The 16,717-nt window shown below is 60.3% G+C and carries 12 protein-coding genes; all 12 read left to right on the forward strand.

The genetic code is table 11. The features are described 5' to 3' along the window. The first annotated feature begins 1 nt into the window (after window position 1). The 12 genes from vgrG to tssJ all read left to right on the forward strand — a co-directional run bounded on the left by vgrG (window position 2) and on the right by tssJ (window position 16,715). Complete coding sequence (gene vgrG, locus M5B42_RS01875; RefSeq protein WP_248744860.1) at window positions 2–2,956, forward strand: type VI secretion system Vgr family protein; 2,955 nt, start codon at window positions 2–4, stop codon at window positions 2,954–2,956. A gap of 8 nt (window positions 2,957–2,964) precedes the next feature. Further along, window positions 2,965–3,396, forward strand: a complete 432-nt coding sequence (locus M5B42_RS01880) for a hypothetical protein (RefSeq protein WP_248744861.1) — start codon at window positions 2,965–2,967, stop codon at window positions 3,394–3,396. Window positions 3,397–3,485: 89 nt separating this feature from the next. Further along, entirely contained in the window at window positions 3,486–4,952 is a 1,467-nt protein-coding gene (locus tag M5B42_RS01885) for a hypothetical protein (RefSeq protein WP_248744862.1), read from the forward strand. 1 nt (window position 4,953) lies between these two features. Continuing rightward, window positions 4,954–6,006: a hypothetical protein gene (locus M5B42_RS01890; RefSeq protein ID WP_248744863.1), complete on the forward strand. Its 1,053-nt coding sequence runs from the start codon at window positions 4,954–4,956 to the stop codon at window positions 6,004–6,006. 1 nt (window position 6,007) lies between these two features. Further along, window positions 6,008–6,901, forward strand: a complete 894-nt coding sequence (locus tag M5B42_RS01895) for a hypothetical protein (RefSeq protein ID WP_248744864.1) — start codon at window positions 6,008–6,010, stop codon at window positions 6,899–6,901. Beyond that, window positions 6,898–7,161 (forward strand): PAAR domain-containing protein, encoded by a 264-nt coding sequence (locus M5B42_RS01900; protein WP_283099652.1) that lies wholly within the window; start codon window positions 6,898–6,900, stop codon window positions 7,159–7,161. Before M5B42_RS01895 ends, M5B42_RS01900 begins: the two co-directional genes overlap by 4 nt. A 3-nt stretch (window positions 7,162–7,164) precedes the next feature. Next, window positions 7,165–8,397, forward strand: coding sequence for a hypothetical protein (locus M5B42_RS01905; RefSeq protein ID WP_248744865.1), 1,233 nt, complete (start codon window positions 7,165–7,167; stop codon window positions 8,395–8,397). Between the two features lie 9 nt (window positions 8,398–8,406). Beyond that, entirely contained in the window at window positions 8,407–11,760 is a 3,354-nt protein-coding gene (locus tag M5B42_RS01910; RefSeq protein ID WP_248744866.1) for an ImcF-related family protein, read from the forward strand. Further along, window positions 11,757–13,343 (forward strand): type VI secretion system protein TssA, encoded by a 1,587-nt coding sequence (gene tssA, locus M5B42_RS01915; protein ID WP_248744867.1) that lies wholly within the window; start codon window positions 11,757–11,759, stop codon window positions 13,341–13,343. Before M5B42_RS01910 ends, tssA begins: the two co-directional genes overlap by 4 nt. Before the next feature lie 24 nt (window positions 13,344–13,367). Then, a complete protein-coding gene (gene tssF, locus M5B42_RS01920) occupies window positions 13,368–15,137 on the forward strand; it encodes a type VI secretion system baseplate subunit TssF (RefSeq protein ID WP_248744868.1) in 1,770 nt (589 codons plus the stop codon). Further along, window positions 15,101–16,198 (forward strand): type VI secretion system baseplate subunit TssG, encoded by a 1,098-nt coding sequence (tssG, locus tag M5B42_RS01925; RefSeq protein WP_248744869.1) that lies wholly within the window; start codon window positions 15,101–15,103, stop codon window positions 16,196–16,198. Before tssF ends, tssG begins: the two co-directional genes overlap by 37 nt. Then, complete coding sequence (gene tssJ / locus M5B42_RS01930; RefSeq protein WP_248744870.1) at window positions 16,179–16,715, forward strand: type VI secretion system lipoprotein TssJ; 537 nt, start codon at window positions 16,179–16,181, stop codon at window positions 16,713–16,715. The genes tssG and tssJ overlap by 20 nt, the downstream gene beginning before the upstream one ends. The last annotated feature ends 2 nt before the right edge of the window (window positions 16,716–16,717 follow it).

Raw genomic sequence — 16,717 nt, forward strand, 5'->3', positions numbered from 1 at the left:
CATGCTCAACGAACTGCGCACGTTCTTCGACCACAGCCGCCATAAACTCTGGGTCCGCAATGTCGACGCCGCGCTCGATGTGCTGGCCTTCAAGGGCGAGGAAGGCCTGAGCCAGCCGTTCAAATACACGGTGGAATTCACCTCCACCGATCAGGACGTCGCCGCCGAACAGATGCTCGGCCAGGACGCCCGTTTCAGCCTGCACACCGCGCCGCACAAACTGCCCGTGGCGCTGCCGGGCCTACCCGTGCCGGAGGTCAAACCGCTGCGCGTGCTGTACGGCGTGATCACCGGCTTCAAGCGCTTGTCCGGCTCCAACGACCAGGCCTGTTACGAAGTCACCCTGGAGCCGCGTCTGGCGCTGCTTGGCCGAGGCAAACAGTTCCGCATTTACCAGCACCAGTCGGTGCCGGAGATCGTCGAGAGTATTTTGCGCGGTCGCCACGACTTCGAGGGCCAGGATTTTCTCTTCAAGCTGGTGCGCGACTACCCCAAGCGTGAACAGGTCATGCAGTACGACGAAAGCGACCTGGTCTTTATCGCCCGGCTGTTGGCCGAGGTCGGCATCTGGTATCGCTTCACCAGCGACGAACGCCTGAATATCGATGTCGTCGAATTCCATGACGACCAGCGCCACTACGCCAAGCCCCCTATTGAGCTACCGTATCGCCCGCAATCCGGACTGGGTAGCAGTGGGCAGGATGGCGTGTGGAAACTGCAATCGAGCCATCAGGTGGTGGAGCGGCACGTCAATATTCGCGCCTACCACCACCGCGACGCCAGCGCCTGGCTCGACGGTGAGGTGGACCAGACGCGAGGGGCCAAGACCACCTACGGCGAGGCCTATCTCTACGCTGAACCCTACCGGGTCCTTGGCGACCCGATTCTCCAGGACGAAGACCTGCAAAGCGAAAGCGGCTACTTCTATGCGCGCCTGCGCCATGAGCGCTACCTCAATGGTCAGACCCAACTCAGCGGGGTCAGCAGCAGCGCCACCCTGGCACCCGGCCAACAGCTCAGCATCACCGGCGGCGCGCCGCGGGCCTTCGCCTCACGAGCGGTGATCATCCAGCTGACTACCCGCGCCGCGCGTGATAGCAGCTTCGAAGCCACCTTCGAGGCGATTCCCTACTCGGAAACGGTGTGCTTCCGTCCACCGTTACTGTCCAAACCGAAAATGGCCGGCACTGTCCCTGCCCGTGTCACCAGCCCGCAGGCCAACGATCCCTACGGACATATCGATCTGGAAGGGCGCTACAAGGTCAACTTCCTGTTTGATCGTGACAGCTGGAAGCCCGGGCAGGAAAGTCTGTGGTTGCGCCTGGCACGGCCTTACGCCGGTGACACCCAAGGCTTGCACCTGCCGCTGATTCCCGGCACCGAAGTGGCGGTGGCGTTTGAACAGGGCGACCCGGACCGACCCTATATCGCCCATGCCCTGCACGACAGTCGACACCCGGATCACGTGACCCTGGGCAAGCGCAACTACACCCGCAACGTGCTGCGCACTCCAGCCAACAACAAGCTGCGTATGGAGGATCTACGCGGCCAGGAGCACGTCAAACTCAGTACCGAGTACGGCGGCAAGAGCCAGCTCAATCTTGGGCATCTGGTGGATGCCGAGAAGCAAAAGCGTGGCGAGGGCGCTGAACTGCGCACGGACGGTCATGCCGCCATCCGGGGCGGTCGCGGCATTTTCATTAGCGCTGACAAGCAGTCGAAAGCGCAGGGCGAAATGCTCAGCATGGGTGAGGCCCTGGCGCAATTGGAAGAGGCACTCCAGCGCGTGCGGGGATTGGCCCGTAATGCTGCAGCGACAGGGGCTCTGGAAGCGGACAGTGCGGTGCCGGAGCAACTGAAGGGGGCGCTGGGGCAATTGAAGGAAGCGGGTTTTCTGGTCTCCGCTCCTGCCGGTATGGCCCTGGTGACCCCGGAGCATTTGCAACTGGCGTCTGGCCAGACCTTCTCTGCCGTAAACAACAATACCGACTTCAGTGTATTGAAGCGCTTTACCGTGGCTGCCGGTCATGCCATTGGCCTGTTCGCACAAAAGCTGGGGCTGAAGTTCATTGCCAATCAGGGCGCAGTGTCGATCCAGGCGCAGAACGACCGTATGGAATTACTGGCCCGGCAGGGTCTGGATATCAGCAGTACCGAGGATGAAATTCGAATCACCGCGAAAAAGAAAATCACCCTCAATTCTGGTAGCAATTACATCACCCTCGACCCCTATCGCATCGAGATCGGCTCACCGGGCGAAGTTGAGATCAAATCACCTCATTTTGACTATATCCAGACTGCGGCCAGGTTGAAAACAGCGCCTGTTCCCATGGCCGAGCCTTTGGGTGACGAGCCTAACCGACTGCTGCTGAATTTTTTTGATGCGGCGGCACAGCCCATTGCAGGCGTGCCTTATGTCCTGACATTCGATAGCGGTCAAGTACTGCAAGGCAATCTGGACGAGCAAGGTCACGCTCTACACAGCGTGGTTCCTGAAAGTCCGGCGCGTGTGCAGTACCAACTTCCTGAACCTGAGCCCGATCAACCCTGGCCTTCTTATGCTTTGTTGATGGAGGAGCAGCCGTCAACAGTGCAATACCCGACGCAGGCGTCAGGGCCAGGCGTCTGGGTAACCCAGGAATATGATTATCTGGGGATGGCCAATTTAGCCATCGGATTGCTCAACCGGGTTACCTCCATGGGGGATCAAGGGCGGGTGTTTGGCAGTGATGGCAGGGACCTTAAAAATACCATGAGGGATGTCATACAGGAGTGGCAGCCACTTCCCGAAGATGCGCCGTTGTCATTGTTGCAGACCTCCATGACGCATACATATGGCGAAACCCGGCGTATACGGCAGCAGTACCTCGAAGGTGATGATCAATGGGCGGTTAGCGGCAGCTCATGGCACTGGAAACCCGTCATCGCCAATAAAGTATTTGAAGTCAAGGAATGAGAGTGTTCATGAATAAAAAGTCTGTGTTTTTGTTTTGGGCTGCGATGGATTTTTTATATGTGCTGGGTTTTTTGTATTTTAATCTCAGTCGCGGACGGATTCCGCTGTATGACGATGTGCTTTCATTTGCGCAAGTAAATCTGCAGTTTGGCGAAAATCTGCTGACGTTGTTTTTTGTCGGTTCCATGTTACTGACGATTTCAATTCCCGTGACGATGTGGATGCTCTTTAGGCAGCACCCGTGGGCGCGTTTTGTTGCCTATGTGCAGGTTCCATTTCGTTTGTGTTTTTCCGTGCCTTCGTTGTCCTTCATTCCTTGGGTGATCAGTCTTTTTCAGCTGAAGCAGGCGTTAATAATGATTTTTATTTTATTTGTCTCTGAAATATTGAAAGTCATCAGTCTTTATAAAGTTGATGTTCGTCAGAAGGAGGGGAGGTGATTACGCATGCACTTTTCTAATCGAACAGGGAAATTTTTGCCCGCCGGTAACGGCATAACCCTTTCATTGAACGTTGTGATGGGCTACCCATGAATGAAGACCTCCAGAATGCCCTGGCGTTCTACCAACCCGCCCCACCGGGCTGGTTTGCGGGTGCCCAAGCGCGGGTCGAGGCCAGCGGCGTATGGCTTTGGGAAACCCTGCAAGGCGATTTTCATGAAAACCCCAGCACCGCGCAGGTAGTCACCGGAACGGTCATTTCGATGATCCCGTTGGTGGATCAGCTCTGTGACATACGCGACTTCATCGCCAACTGTCGCAAGATCAACGAGGACAGCAGCGATACCTGGGCCTGGGTTGCCATGGTGTTGACCCTGCTCGGTGCCGTTCCGGTCCTGGGCTCACTGGTCAAGGGCTGCTTCAAGGTACTGATCCAGGCGACGCGCCGTCGTTTTCACACTGCCCTGAAATCCAAGGAGCGCGATAGCGCGGCGATCGAGCAGGGAATGATCCTGCTAAAGCGCTATCTGGATATGGAGCCCGTGCGCAAGACGCTGGCTCGCATGAAGATCCACAACGTCTACCAGTATCTGGCGGAAAAAATGGATGGGCTGAAGAGCCTGTTGAGCGTGGATCTGTTACTGGACGCCTTCAAGACCTTGATGGATACCACCCGCAAATTGATGGACACCGTCATCGGGTGGGGGCCGGCGTCGCTGAAGGCTCCGGTGGAAGCGCTGTGGGGGATTATCGAGCGAGTATTCGTCAAGGCGCCGGCCGAGCTGAAAAAGGCCCTGAACCATGCCCAGGATTATCTGGACACCCTGGCCAACCGCCTGCGGGTGGAGGGCGACAACGCCTACCGGGCGCGACCGGGGAACAATAACCATGTGTTGGGGCAACGTGATGCCGCTGAACTGGATCTGTTCAAACAGAAACAGCCGGATTGGGTGAGTAAGGTGGATGATTTGAAGTATCCAGCCTTGAAGGATCTGCCGCCAGATGCGTTGACCGATATTGCCAAAGGTTGGCCGGATATCAGTGTGGCCTCGAAGCATCCAGCGTTGAAGGGGAAGTTCGATACCTTCGATAAGTCTTTGCGTGCAGCCAGTGTTTCGCCGGGCGAGCGACTTTACCGAGTGGTGGACCCAAGTTCTGGAGACAACAATATCTGTTGGATGCGTGCGGTCGAGTTCAATGCACTGAAGTCTAAAAGCCAATGGCGGCGTGAATTCGCGGTCTGGAAACACTGGAACGAGAACGGCGAATACCTCGTTTATACCGTTCCTAAGGGCCAGACGTTAAAGGTTTGGGAAGGCAGTGCGGCAACCCAAAAATTCATCCCCGACGAGAGCTACAAGTTGCAAGGCGGTCGTCAGCAGATTGTGCTGAACCCGGATGATCTCGATCCAAAATTCGTCGAGGCCCGGCAAAAAACCGACTGGGGCTATGACGACGGCACTGGTATCTCTGACCTCGACCCTCTCAAGCCCTATTTGGGCCTACCTGATCTGACCCATCAATGGCGTATGCCCAAAATCAACAAGGAACTTTGACATGGCCGTTCTACACCCACTGGAATGTTACCTGCTGGAAACCTTCAGCTCCCCTGACCACTTCGCTGCCACTCGCGATGCAATTATCGACTGGATCGATGCCCACGAGGCGGCCTATGCCCGCGTGCAAGCGCATCTGGACCCCCGTCAGCGCAACAAGCCGCAGTGGCAGCAAGGCGATGTGGTCTGGGGGAGTCGTGTGTTACCCAATATTCGACCTAGTCGGGATTTTTATATCAAAGCCTATATCCAGCGTATTAATAATGACCCGCTGGCTTTCAAGGCGGGTTGTGCCATGAGCTCCCATAATCGTGGCATCAGTGAGTTCTGGGATGGCTGGATGACCGAGGAAGAGCAACAGCGCATCTCGCTAACGGGTGACTTGGCGACCAAACTGGATAAGCGTCTGGAGGGCACAACGGAAGGGTGGGATGAAGGTCATTTGACCTATAACGGGCAAGGTAGTCTATATCAAGTGTCTGAATTGCCCCGACGCATTCCTCGATATGTGCTGGACCGAAGTGTGCGCATAGAGAAAGACGAACGTCCCAAGCAAATCGGTATTTATTTGCCGGATGTGGATTTTGCAGCGGCCCATCTTCTGTATCCCACTGAGTGGACCGAGGGAGGGAAGAAAGTCTTGCGTGGTGTCAGGCGTAGTACTTGGGTACATCCTGATACCGGCAAGCGGGCTTATGACTGGAAGGAGGATGAACTGGTCGAAACCGGCTGGACGTTGATCCGCCGAGTGCCAGGTGAATTCATTGATGTCCCGGAGCAAGGCTTTTTCCCAAAAGGCCAGCCGGACGAGCTGTACACCTGGCCCGAGCGCGAAGCGCAGTTCATTAATAGGGACGGAACCTTTATCACGGCTCAGTCGGGAGAACCTGCAGCACATAGCGGCAAATGGTCAACCTTCGGCCGCCAAGGTTTTGAGTATCTCAATCTGCAACAAGGTCAGCGTTTGCCGCACAAGGATGAACAGTCGGTGAGGTGGACGCTGATCGAGCGTGTCGATGGCGGCTCGTGCATTGAACCCAACAAGGAGCGTTGAAATGGCCGTTCTGCATCCGTTGGAATGTTACCTGCTGGAAACCTTCAGTTCTCCTGAACACTTCGCGGCCACTCGCGATGCAATTATCGACTGGATCGATGCCCACGAAGCGGCCTATGCCCGCGTTCAAACGCAACTGGACCCCCGTCAGCGCAACAAGCCGCAGTGGCAGCAAGGCGATGTGGTCTGGGGGAACTGTGTGCTACCCAATATTCGACCTGATCGGGCTTTTTATATCAAGGCGTATATCCAGCGTATTGATAGTGACCCGTTGGCCTTCAAAGCAGGTTATGCCATGCGCGAGAATAATCGTGGCATCCGTGAGTTTTGGGATGGCTGGATGACCGAGGAAGAGCAACAGCGTATCTCGCTAACGGGTGACCGGGCTACCAAACTGGATGACCGGCTGGGGAACACTACTGGGGCCTGGCGCGAAGGATCCTTGACCTATAACGGACAGGGTGGTCTATATCAAGTGTCTGAATTGCCCCGACGCATTCCTCGATATGTGCTGGACCCAAGTGTGCGCATAGAGAAAGACGAACGTCCCAAGCAAATCGGTATCTATTTGCCGGATGTGGATTTTGCGGCGGCCCATCTTCTATACCCGACTGAGTGGACTGAGGGAGGGAAGAAAGTTCGGCGCGGCGTCAGGCGTAGCACTTGGGTACATCCCGATACCGGCAAGCGTGCTTACGACTGGAAGGAAAGCCAGTGGGCCGAAACCGGCTGGACGCTGATCCGTCGAGTGCCAGGCGAATTTATCGACGTCCCGGAGCAAGGTTTTTTCCCAAAAGGCCAACCGGACGAGCTGTACACCTGGCCAGAGCGCGAAGCGCAGTTCATTAGCCGGGACGGAGCCTGTATCACAGCCCTGTCGGGGGAACCCGAATGAGAGGGATTATTCGCATTGGCGACACCACCAGCGGTGGCGGTACGGTGTTATCGGGTTCTACGGCGATGCGCTTTGGCGGTATTGGCGTGGCCCGGCAGGGGGATCCGGTCAATTGCCCAAGGCGTGGACATGGCAGGACGCTGATTTCCGAGGGGCACCCGACTTTCCGTGACAACGGTATACCCGTCGCCTTTCAAGGACATCTATGCGCCTGTGGCTGCGCGCTGATTTCGTCCTTGCCCAATGCGACAGCGAGCTGACTCGTGCCGGTCAAATTGGACAAGATCCCCCCTCTCATGGTGGCCCCATCCGCGCCGCGTGCGTGGCGTTGGCTGCTTTTGCTGGCCATGCTGTTGCTGTCGGGCCTGGGCCTGACCCTGTGGTTGGCGGGCGACACCTTTACTCATCAGTCGAATCAGTTTTGGCTTATCGCGCTGGGAATACCGTTTCTGCTCTGGTGCGCACTGAGCGTTGTACGTGTGACGGCGTATCTCGGCGATTCGAGTGTGGTTGATGGTTGGAATGACGAGCGCGAGGCGGATCTGATTCAGAAAATGCGTCGGGGGCGTCGTTCGCAGCAAGTGCTGGCGGTCAGCCTGCATACCGCATTGCGTGAGCGGGGTGTCGAGAACGCCGAAGCCCAACGGGATGCTTTGCAGAACGGCACGAAGGCCTTGAATGTTCAAGCTGCCTGGCAGGCCAGTGAAGAGGGGATTCGTCACAGCCGTTTGCCGCATGAACAGGGCGAATTGCCAGATACGTTGCCGCGGCGGGTGTTGCTGCAAGTGTTGAGCGAGATCGGCGAGGTATTGGAGACACTGTCGGAGGATAGGCCGCTGGCTCTGCTGTTGGAGATGAACAGCGGTGTCGCCGAGAACGTGCTGAGCGAACTGTGGCAAGCAGTCTGGGCCGAGTCTGGCATCCGCCAGACGGTCACGCGGGTCGAAGGCAGTGGACTATCGGTGGTGGATGCCTGGCTGGATGAGCGCATCCACGATCAGGCGTTGTTGCTGGTGGTGGCGTTTCAGCTCGCTCCTTCTGAAGCGCAAGGCACTGCCGAAGCGGTCGTGGGTTTGTTGTTTGGTAACCCTCTGACGCAAACCATGCTGGAGCCCATGGCTTGTCTGCATCGTCCTGAGCAGGAGCGCGAGCCAACCTCCGAGGGCTTGCTCCGCGCCACGCGCCAAGCCCTGGATTGGGTGCCGGTGCAGGCATCGTCCATTGGGCACGTCTGGGCAGTGGGGGCCGACTCGACCCGCATGACGGCCATCACCATGGCACTTAGCGAAACTCCGATACTGCTTGAGCATAAACAAGGTTTGCATGACTTGGGGGGCTCCCTGGGTCATCCAGGGTGCGCGGCACCCTGGGTGGCCATAGCTGCCGCCGTGGAGTCGATCCGCGGAGAGGGTAAGCCGAACTTCATTTTCAGTGGAGAGAGCACCGCCGATTTGCGGCTGTGGTGCTCGGTGGTCATGCCGCCCTCCGTGATCTAGGGAAATCTGATGAGCAGTCGTCGTTCGTGGTTGTGGGTGTTGGTCGGTCTGGTATTACTGGCGGCGATATCCGTATGCCTAGTGGTTTGGTGGTCGCCTGCAGTGCCAGGCATGCGGTTGGGTCGAGATGAGCAAGCTACCGGGTGGCTGGTGACCGCGGGTTTTACCTTTATGGTTCTGGCAGTGGTGGCTGGCTTCCAATTAGTGAGGCGTAAGGTAGGCGGCTTGTCGTATCGGCACCTTATGGGGAACAACCTGAGTACGCCGACTTCCGCGCCTGCAAAGGGCGAAGCCCACGTATGGGAAAAGCTGCGTGCTCACCTCCACCAGCGCTACGGCCCCTTCTGGCGCCGCAAGGTCCGTTTGCTATTGGTGGTCGGTGAACCGGCACACATCGAAGCCATGGCGCCGGGCCTGGCCAAACAGCAGTGGCTGGAGGGCCAGGATACGGTCCTGCTCTGGGGCGGTAGCGTGCAGACCGAACTGAAGGCCTTTGAGCAATGGCGCGGTTTGAGCCGCTGGCGCGCCTTGGACGGGGTGGTCTGGGCACTGGACAAAGAGCAGAGCAGTGACACCGCCGCCATGCGTACCGGCGTGCGTCACCTGCAAGCCTTGGCCCGTCAGTTGCACTGGCAGTTGCCGCTGCACCTGTGGCAAGTCTGCGCCAGTGAGTGGTCGCAGGCCAAACGTAAGTCTCAGTCGATCGGTTGCCTGTTGCCCGCAGAATTCAACGCTCCGGAGTTGGAAGCCCGCCTCAAGGGGTTGCTGGAGCCGCTGCGCTTGGAAGGGTTGGAGCAGATGCAAGAGGTCATGGCACATGACTTCCTGCTGCGTCTATCCCGCGATCTTCAGGCCGAAGGTATTACTCGTTGGCTGCAGGCACTCGTACCCTTGATCGGTGAGTTCGCCCGTGGTGTGCCCCTGCGGGGGCTGTGGTTCAGCCTGCCGCTGCAGCGCGTCGACGTCGAGCATGAGCATGTCTGGCCGCCGACCCCGGCCTGGCGGGGCATTGTCGATGACAAGGCCCGCCCCGACCGCCGCCTGGGCTGGCCGGCCACGCGCATCGGTTATGTTTTTATCCTGGGCCTGGCACTGGTGTGGGGTGCCGGAATGCTGTTGTCCGGTGCCAGCAACCGTGCGCAGATCGCCCAGGTGCAAACCTCATTGACGGCTTTGCAGCAGTCGTCGTCAGGCGATGAGCAACTTCAAGCGTTGAACGAACTGGTCCGCGAACTGGCCCGCCTGGATTATCGCGCCGAGCACGGCGTGCCCTGGTACCAACGCTTCGGCCTGAACCAGAATCAAGCCTTGCTCGACACCCTGTGGCCACGTTATGTCGAGGCCAACAACCGGCTGATGCGCGACCCGGCGGCGGCCAACCTGAAAGCCCGGCTCAGCGCCCTGGTCAAATTGCCCCCGGACAGTCCCGAGCGTATCAAGCGAGCCCAGGAGGCCTACGCCCAGATCAAGGCCTACCTGATGATGGCCCATCCGGAGAAAGTCGATGCCAGCTTCCTGGCCCAGGTCCTGGGTGACGCCGAACCGCTGCGCGCCGATTTTTCTCCGGGCCTCTGGCAAGGCCTGGCGCCCAACCTGTGGCAATTCTATGCCGAACAGCTGGCCACCCACCCGGCCTGGCGTATCGAGGTCGACCCGTTGCTGATCACCCAGGCCCGGCAGATCCTGCTCAACCAGATGGGCCAGCGCAATGCCGAAGCCAGCCTGTACCAGCAGGTGCTCGACACGGCGGCCCCGCACTACCCGGCGTTGAACCTGCACCAGATGCTCGGCGAGAGCGCTACCCAGGGACTGTTTTCCACCACCGCCACGGTCCCGGGCGTGTTCACCCGCCAGGCCTGGGAAGGTCAGGTGCGTCAGGCCATCGACGACATCGCCCAGGCGCGCCGCGAGGAAATCGATTGGGTCCTCAGCGACAAACCCACCAATATCGCCCCCGAGCTGACCCCGGACCTGCTCCGGGAACGCCTTACCGAACGCTACTTCCAGGAGTACGCCGGGGTCTGGCTGGACTTCCTCAACAGCCTGCGCTGGCATCCGGCCGATAGCCTGGGCGGGGTGATCGACCAGTTGACCCTGATGAGCGATATCCGCCAGTCGCCGCTGATCGCCCTGATGAACACCCTGGCCTACCAGGGCCAGGCCGGCACCCGCCGCCAGGCCTTGGCCGACTCGCTGCTCCAGTCCGCGCAAAAGCTGATGGCACAGGACAAGGTGCCGGTCATCGACCAACTGGTGCAAGGCCCGGGCAGCCCGCTGGACGCCACCTTCGGCCCATTATTGGCCTTGTTGGGCAAAGACCCCGAGGGCCAGAACGGCACTGACCGCCTGAGCCTGCAGGCCTTCCTCACCCAGGTGACCCGCGTGCGCCTGAAATTGCAGCAGGTCAGTAACGCCCCCGATCCGCAGGCCATGACCCAGGCCCTGGCGCAGACCGTGTTCCAGGGCAAGAGCATCGAGCTGACCGACACCCAGGCCTATGGCAGCCTGATTGCCGCCAGTCTGGGGGCGGAATGGGACGGCGTCGGCCAGACCCTCTTCGTACAGCCGCTGGAGCAGGCCTGGCAACGGGTCCTGCAACCCTCGGCGGCGGGCCTGAACAGTCAGTGGCAGCGTGCGATCGTTGACAACTGGCACAGCGCCTTTGCCAGCCGCTACCCCTTTGCCGCCACCACCAGCGACGTCTCGTTGCCGATGCTGGGGCAGATGATCCGTTCCGACTCCGGGCGCATCGAGCAGTTCTTGCAGCGTCAACTGGGCGGGGTACTGCGCAAGGAAGGCAGTCGCTGGGTGGTCGATCCCAGTCATAGCCAGGGTTTGCGCTTCAACCCGCAGTTCCTGACCGCGATCAACCAACTCAGTCACCTGTCCGACGTGCTCTACACCGACGGCGGCCTGGGCCTGAGTTTCGAATTGCAGGGCAAAGCGGTGCGTGATGTGGTGCAGACCACCTTCGTTCTTAATGGCGAGAAGCACCACTACTTCAACCAGAAGGAAGGCTGGCAACGTTTCAACTGGCCGGGCGGCAGCGACTATCCGGGCGTCAGCCTGAGCTGGACCAGCGTGCATGCCGGTGAGCGCCTGTTCGGTGACTACCCGGGTACCTGGGGGTTGATCCGTTTGCTGGAGAAGGCTCAGATCACGCCGTTGGACGATGGTGACAGCCGCTATCGCATGGTCCTCAAAGCCCCCGACGGCCTGGACCTGACCTGGCACCTGCGCACCGAGCTGGGCGCGGGGCCGTTGGCCTTGCTCAAACTGAGGGGCTTCCGGTTGCCGACGCAGATATTCCTCAGCGAGAGCGGGGCGACAGAACCCTATGTACGGAATGGGAGTTTCGAATGAGCTTGCAGAGTTTGATTGCCCGTTGCCTGGGCGCGCGTGATGCCCTGTCCCTTGCCCATGAACAGGCCGCCCGCTGGCAACCCTGGCTGCAGCCGATCAGCGCGGATGCGCCGGTAGGGGAGGACCCCGGTTATGACGATGACTTCCAGCGTATGCGTGAAGAGGTCAACAAACTGTCCGGGGCGGATACCGAGTTGGTGGTCCAGTTGGCGGAAAAGCTGCTCGTGCACACCTGCAAGGATTTGCGCGTAGCCACCTATTACCTGTGGGCCCGCTTGCAGAAGGAGGGCGAGGCGGGGCTGGCCGACGGCCTGAGTCTGCTGGCTGCGTTGGTGGAACGCTTCGCCGGCGAGGTGCTGCCGGCGCGTCCCAATAGCCGCAAGATGGCCCTGGAGTGGCTGGCCAGCAGCAAGGTGCTGGACAGTCTGTCGCTGTACCCGGAGGTGGTGAAGATCGAGGCCGAGCGCACGGCGGCGGCGTTGGCCTGGTTGGAGCGTGGTCTGAGCGCGTGGCCGCAGGATCGGCGCCCGGCCCTGGGCGCCCTGTATGCCAGGTTGTCGGCCCGGCTGGCGCAGTCCGGTGGCGTGGACGCGCTGGTGCCGCAGAACAGTGCTCGTCATGAGTCGAGCGCGCATACGGCCGAGTTGTCCGCCACGACCATAAAATCCGGCCGCGATCTGTTGGACAGTGGTCGCGCCCTGGCCGGTTATCTACGCGAGCAACCCCAGGGTTGGCTGGCGGCCCATCGATTGATGAAGAGCCTGCGCTGGGACACCGTGCATCAGGCTCCGCCGCAGGACGCCAACGGCAATACCCGTCTGATGCCGCCGCGCGGCGACTATCGAGCGCAACTCAAGCGCCTGTACCTGCAGCAGAGCTGGGCTGAATTGCTCGATCAGGTCGAGCGGATCTACGCCGAGGGCGTGAACCATTTCTGGCTGGACCTGCAGTGGTACCTGTATCAGGCGCTGAGCAAGCAGCCCGCGCCGCAGAACAACTGGGCCGCTATTACCCAACGCGACCTGGGCATGTTCCTCGAGCGTCTGCCGGGCCTGGAAGTGTTGTGCTGGAGCGACGGCACACCCTTTGCCGACGAGACCACCCGCGAGTGGATCAGCCAGCACGTCAGTGGCAATCGCTCGCAGCAGTGGTTACCGGCCCCGATCCTTGCCCCGACAACGGGTGATGCCGAAATCCTTTCACTGGAGGGTGAGGCCATTGCCCAGGCCGACAGCGACGGCGTGGAGGCGGCGCTGGCCTGGTTGGCCGCGCGCCCCGGCATTCAGTCCGGGCGCCAGCGCTGGCTGCTGCGCCTGCTGATGGCCCGGGTGGCGGAACAACACGGCAAGAGCGATTTGGCCATCCATCTATTGGGCGAACTGGATGCCATCGCCCAGCGCCAGGTGCTGACGGAGTGGGAGCCTGAGCTGAATTTCGAGATCAAGGCCCGTCTGCTCAAGCTGCTGCGCTTGAAAGCGCAGCGCAACGATGCGGACAAAAACACCCTGGCCCGGCGGATGGAGGCGTTGCTGGCGGCGCTGGTGGCCATTGACCCGGTGCGCGCCGCAGTGCTCTGCGGCTAAATCTCATTTATCAGGATTCTTTTTTTGAGCATGGACAATCTGACACTGCGTTACTTCGACGCCGAGATGCGCTACCTGCGCGAGGCCGGCAAGGAGTTTGCGCAAGCTTTCCCGGATCGGGCGGCGCAACTGAACCTGGATAAACCGGGGGCGCATGATCCCTATGTGGAGCGTCTGTTCGAGGGCTTTGCCTTCCTGATGGGGCGGCTGCGCGAGAAGCTCGACGATGACCTGCCGGAGCTGACCGAAGGTCTGGTCAGTCTGCTCTGGCCGCATTACCTGCGCACGATTCCATCGCTCTCGATCATCGAACTGGTGCCCGAGCTTGCGCAGATGAAAGACAGTGAACTGATCGCACAGGGCTTTGAGGTGCTCTCGCAACCCATCGGTCCGCAGCGCACCCGTTGCCGCTACACCACCACCCAGAACCTGATGCTGCAGCCGCTGGCCCTGGAATCCGTGCGAGCGACCCATGAGCCGGACGGTCGCTCGTTGCTGCGTTTGCGTTTTTCCTGCGGTGCCTTGACGGATTTGAGTCAACTCGACCTGAGCCGCCTGCCGCTGTACCTGAATGCCGATGCCCCGCTGGCCAGTGCGCTGCATCAGGCACTGACCCTCAATACCCAGGCGCTGTATGTGCGCTTGCCGGGGCAGACGGACCGCCAGGTGCTGGACGGTCATTTCGCGCCCAAGGGGTTCGCCGAGGAAGATCGCCTGTGGCCCAAGGGTGACAGTGCTTTCAGTGGTTATCAGTTGCTGCTGGAGTACTTCACCTTCCGCGAGAAGTTCATGTTCGTGACCCTCTGTGGATTGGAGCAACTGAGCATCGCCGTGGGTACACCCTGGTTCGAACTCGACGTGGTGCTTCGCGAGGCGTGGCCACATGAGTTCGATCTCGGCGCCGAACACCTTCGTCTGCATGCCGTGCCAGTCATCAACCTGTTCCCGCTGGACGCCGACCCACTGACCCTGACGCCCTTGCAAACAGATTACCTGCTTCGGCCCATGCGCTTGCAGGACGGTCATACCGAAATCTATTCGGTGGACCGGGTCACGGCCTCGAAGAACGCGGAGAAAAAGGACTATGTGCCGTTTACCAGCTTTCGCCACAAGGGCGGCATGCTGCGCGACGAAGCCCCCGAGTGTTACTTCCATACGCGCTTGAAGCGGGCCGCCAATGGGCTGCATGACACGTGGCTGATCCTGGGGGGCGAGGGCTTTGACAAGGATCGGCTGCACGGGAGTGAAAGGCTGTCATTGCAGTTGACCGGCACCCACGGCCAGTTGCCGCGCAAGGCGCTGCAAAGCACCTTGCTCGATACCCTGGTGCAATCCACCCAGACGGGGTTGCGGGTACGCAACCTGTGCGCGCCGACCTTGCCGTGCTACCCGCCGAACCGCGACCGTTTCCACTGGCGCGTGCTCAGCCACCTGGGGTCGAACTTCCTGCCGATGCTCGACAACGCCGAGGTGCTGCGCGGCACCCTGGCGCTGTACGACTGGACGGGCAGCGAGCTGAATCGACGTCGCCTGGCGGCGATCATCGAGGTCAGTCACCACCTGGTCCAGCGCTTCGAGAAAGGCTTTCTGCTGCGTGGCGTGGATATCGAAATCACCCTGGATGCCAATGGTTTTTCCGGCGAGGGTGATATCAGCCTGTTCGGCGAAATGCTCAATCGTTTTTTTGCCCTTTACGCCGACATTCATTTGTTCACCCAGCTCACGCTGATCCTGCAACCTACCGGAAAGTGCCTGCGATGGAACGAGAACCACAGTCAGCGTATTCCCGGCTGAAGGCCAGCGGTTTGCTGGAAACATTGGAGGGGCGGGTGGCCGAGGCCAGTCTGTATCGCTTCTGCCAACTGCTGGAACAGGTCATGCCGAATCACCCGCCATTGGGCAGCACCGCGCACCCGGCGGATGACCCGGTACGGTTTCGACCTGACCCTGGCATGGGATTTCCTGCCGGTGAACTGAAGACCATTGAAACCGATGAGGCGCATCCGCAACGCCCGGCCACGGTGCGCACCCGGCTGCTCGGTTTGTACGGTGTCGACTCGCCGTTGCCGACGGCGTTTCTGGACGATATCGCCCAACGTCGGGAAGGGCATGAGGCACTGGAAGCTTTCCTCGATATTTTCAACCATCGGATCTTTACCCAGTTCTACCGGATCTGGCGCAAGTACTCGTATCCGGCCACGTTTGAAGCGGGCGGCAGCGATGCGACCTCGCAGTGCCTGCTGGGTCTGATCGGCCTGGGGATTCCCGGTACCGCCGAGCAGATCGCCACACCGGTCTCACGCTTTCTGGCGCTGCTTGGCGTGATGCGCCTGCCCACCCGCAATGCCGAGGGCATCGCGGCGTTGGTCAAGCTACTGGCCCCCGCCACTCGGGTACGGGTGACCCCGCACTGGCCGCAGAAAATTCCTCTCGCGCAGCCGGCCAGTCTTTCCATCCGCCGCCCGGTGAGCTTGTCCCAGGGTACGCCACTGGGCAGTGTCGGGCACGACGCCAACAGTCAGTTGCACCTGGCACTATTTACCGAGGACCCGGAAGAGGCGCGAGGCTGGTTGCCGGGTAGCCCATTGCACAATGACCTCTTGGTCCTGCTGCGGGTGTACCTGGGCTGGCGTTGCACCGCGAAACTGGAGTTGTCGCTACCGGTGCGCAGTTTGCCGGAGCCGGTGCTGGGGCGAGCACCGGTACGGCTGGGCATGACCGGTGTCCTGGGCCTGGGGGGCGACGCCGGGCGGTTTGCGCAGCATGACAGCATGACGATCAATCTGGGCCGATATGAAGGCCTGCACAGCAACCCCCGGAACAGGGAGATACAGCATGTCACGTACCTTTTTTAATTCATTGATGCTGGTGGCGCTCGCCGTATTGCTCGGTGGTTGCGGGCTGACCCAGACCGTGGCGGACGCCGGCTCTTCCACGGCCAGGGCGATTTTCTACAAACAAGTGAAAACCCTGCACCTGGACTTTAGTGGCCGCGCGGCGACGAATGCCGATGCGACGGACATGCGCGGGTTGTCCGTGCCGACCCTGGTGCGGGTGTACCAGCTACGTGATAACAGAGTGCTGGAACGGGCCGCCTACGACCGTCTGTTGAACGATGACGACAGCCTGTTGAGTGCCGATCTGCTGGACAAGCAGGCCGTGGTGGTGAAACCCGGGGAGGGCGCGCAATTGAACGTGCCCCTGCACAAGGACGCGCAGTTCGTCGCGGTGGTGGCGTTGTTCCGCGATCCCGATACCCGGATGGACAGCTGGCGTCTGATCCTGGCCCGCGACGACCTGGACCCGGACCGGGCGCGGGTACTCGAATTGGGCGACAACCGGCTGACCCTGCGGCCCCTGGCGAAGGACTGAAC

This window comes from Pseudomonas sp. MWU12-2037, from assembly GCF_023242345.1.
In the GTDB taxonomy this organism is placed as follows: Bacteria; Pseudomonadota; Gammaproteobacteria; order Pseudomonadales; family Pseudomonadaceae; genus Aquipseudomonas; species Aquipseudomonas gingeri_D.

What these genes read in the sequence shown, in the direction of transcription:
- M5B42_RS01885 (WP_248744862.1), top strand. Translation starts at nt 3,486, where the DNA reads ATGAATGAAGACCTCCAGAATGCCCTGGCGTTCTACCAACCCGCCCCA.
- M5B42_RS01900 (WP_283099652.1), top strand. Translation starts at nt 6,898, where the DNA reads ATGAGAGGGATTATTCGCATTGGCGACACCACCAGCGGTGGCGGTACG.
- tssJ (WP_248744870.1), top strand. Translation starts at nt 16,179, where the DNA reads ATGTCACGTACCTTTTTTAATTCATTGATGCTGGTGGCGCTCGCCGTA.
- M5B42_RS01895 (WP_248744864.1), top strand. Translation starts at nt 6,008, where the DNA reads ATGGCCGTTCTGCATCCGTTGGAATGTTACCTGCTGGAAACCTTCAGT.
- M5B42_RS01910 (WP_248744866.1), top strand. Translation starts at nt 8,407, where the DNA reads ATGAGCAGTCGTCGTTCGTGGTTGTGGGTGTTGGTCGGTCTGGTATTA.
- tssG (WP_248744869.1), top strand. Translation starts at nt 15,101, where the DNA reads ATGGAACGAGAACCACAGTCAGCGTATTCCCGGCTGAAGGCCAGCGGT.
- vgrG (WP_248744860.1), top strand. Translation starts at nt 2, where the DNA reads ATGCTCAACGAACTGCGCACGTTCTTCGACCACAGCCGCCATAAACTC.
- M5B42_RS01890 (WP_248744863.1), top strand. Translation starts at nt 4,954, where the DNA reads ATGGCCGTTCTACACCCACTGGAATGTTACCTGCTGGAAACCTTCAGC.
- M5B42_RS01880 (WP_248744861.1), top strand. Translation starts at nt 2,965, where the DNA reads ATGAATAAAAAGTCTGTGTTTTTGTTTTGGGCTGCGATGGATTTTTTA.
- tssA (WP_248744867.1), top strand. Translation starts at nt 11,757, where the DNA reads ATGAGCTTGCAGAGTTTGATTGCCCGTTGCCTGGGCGCGCGTGATGCC.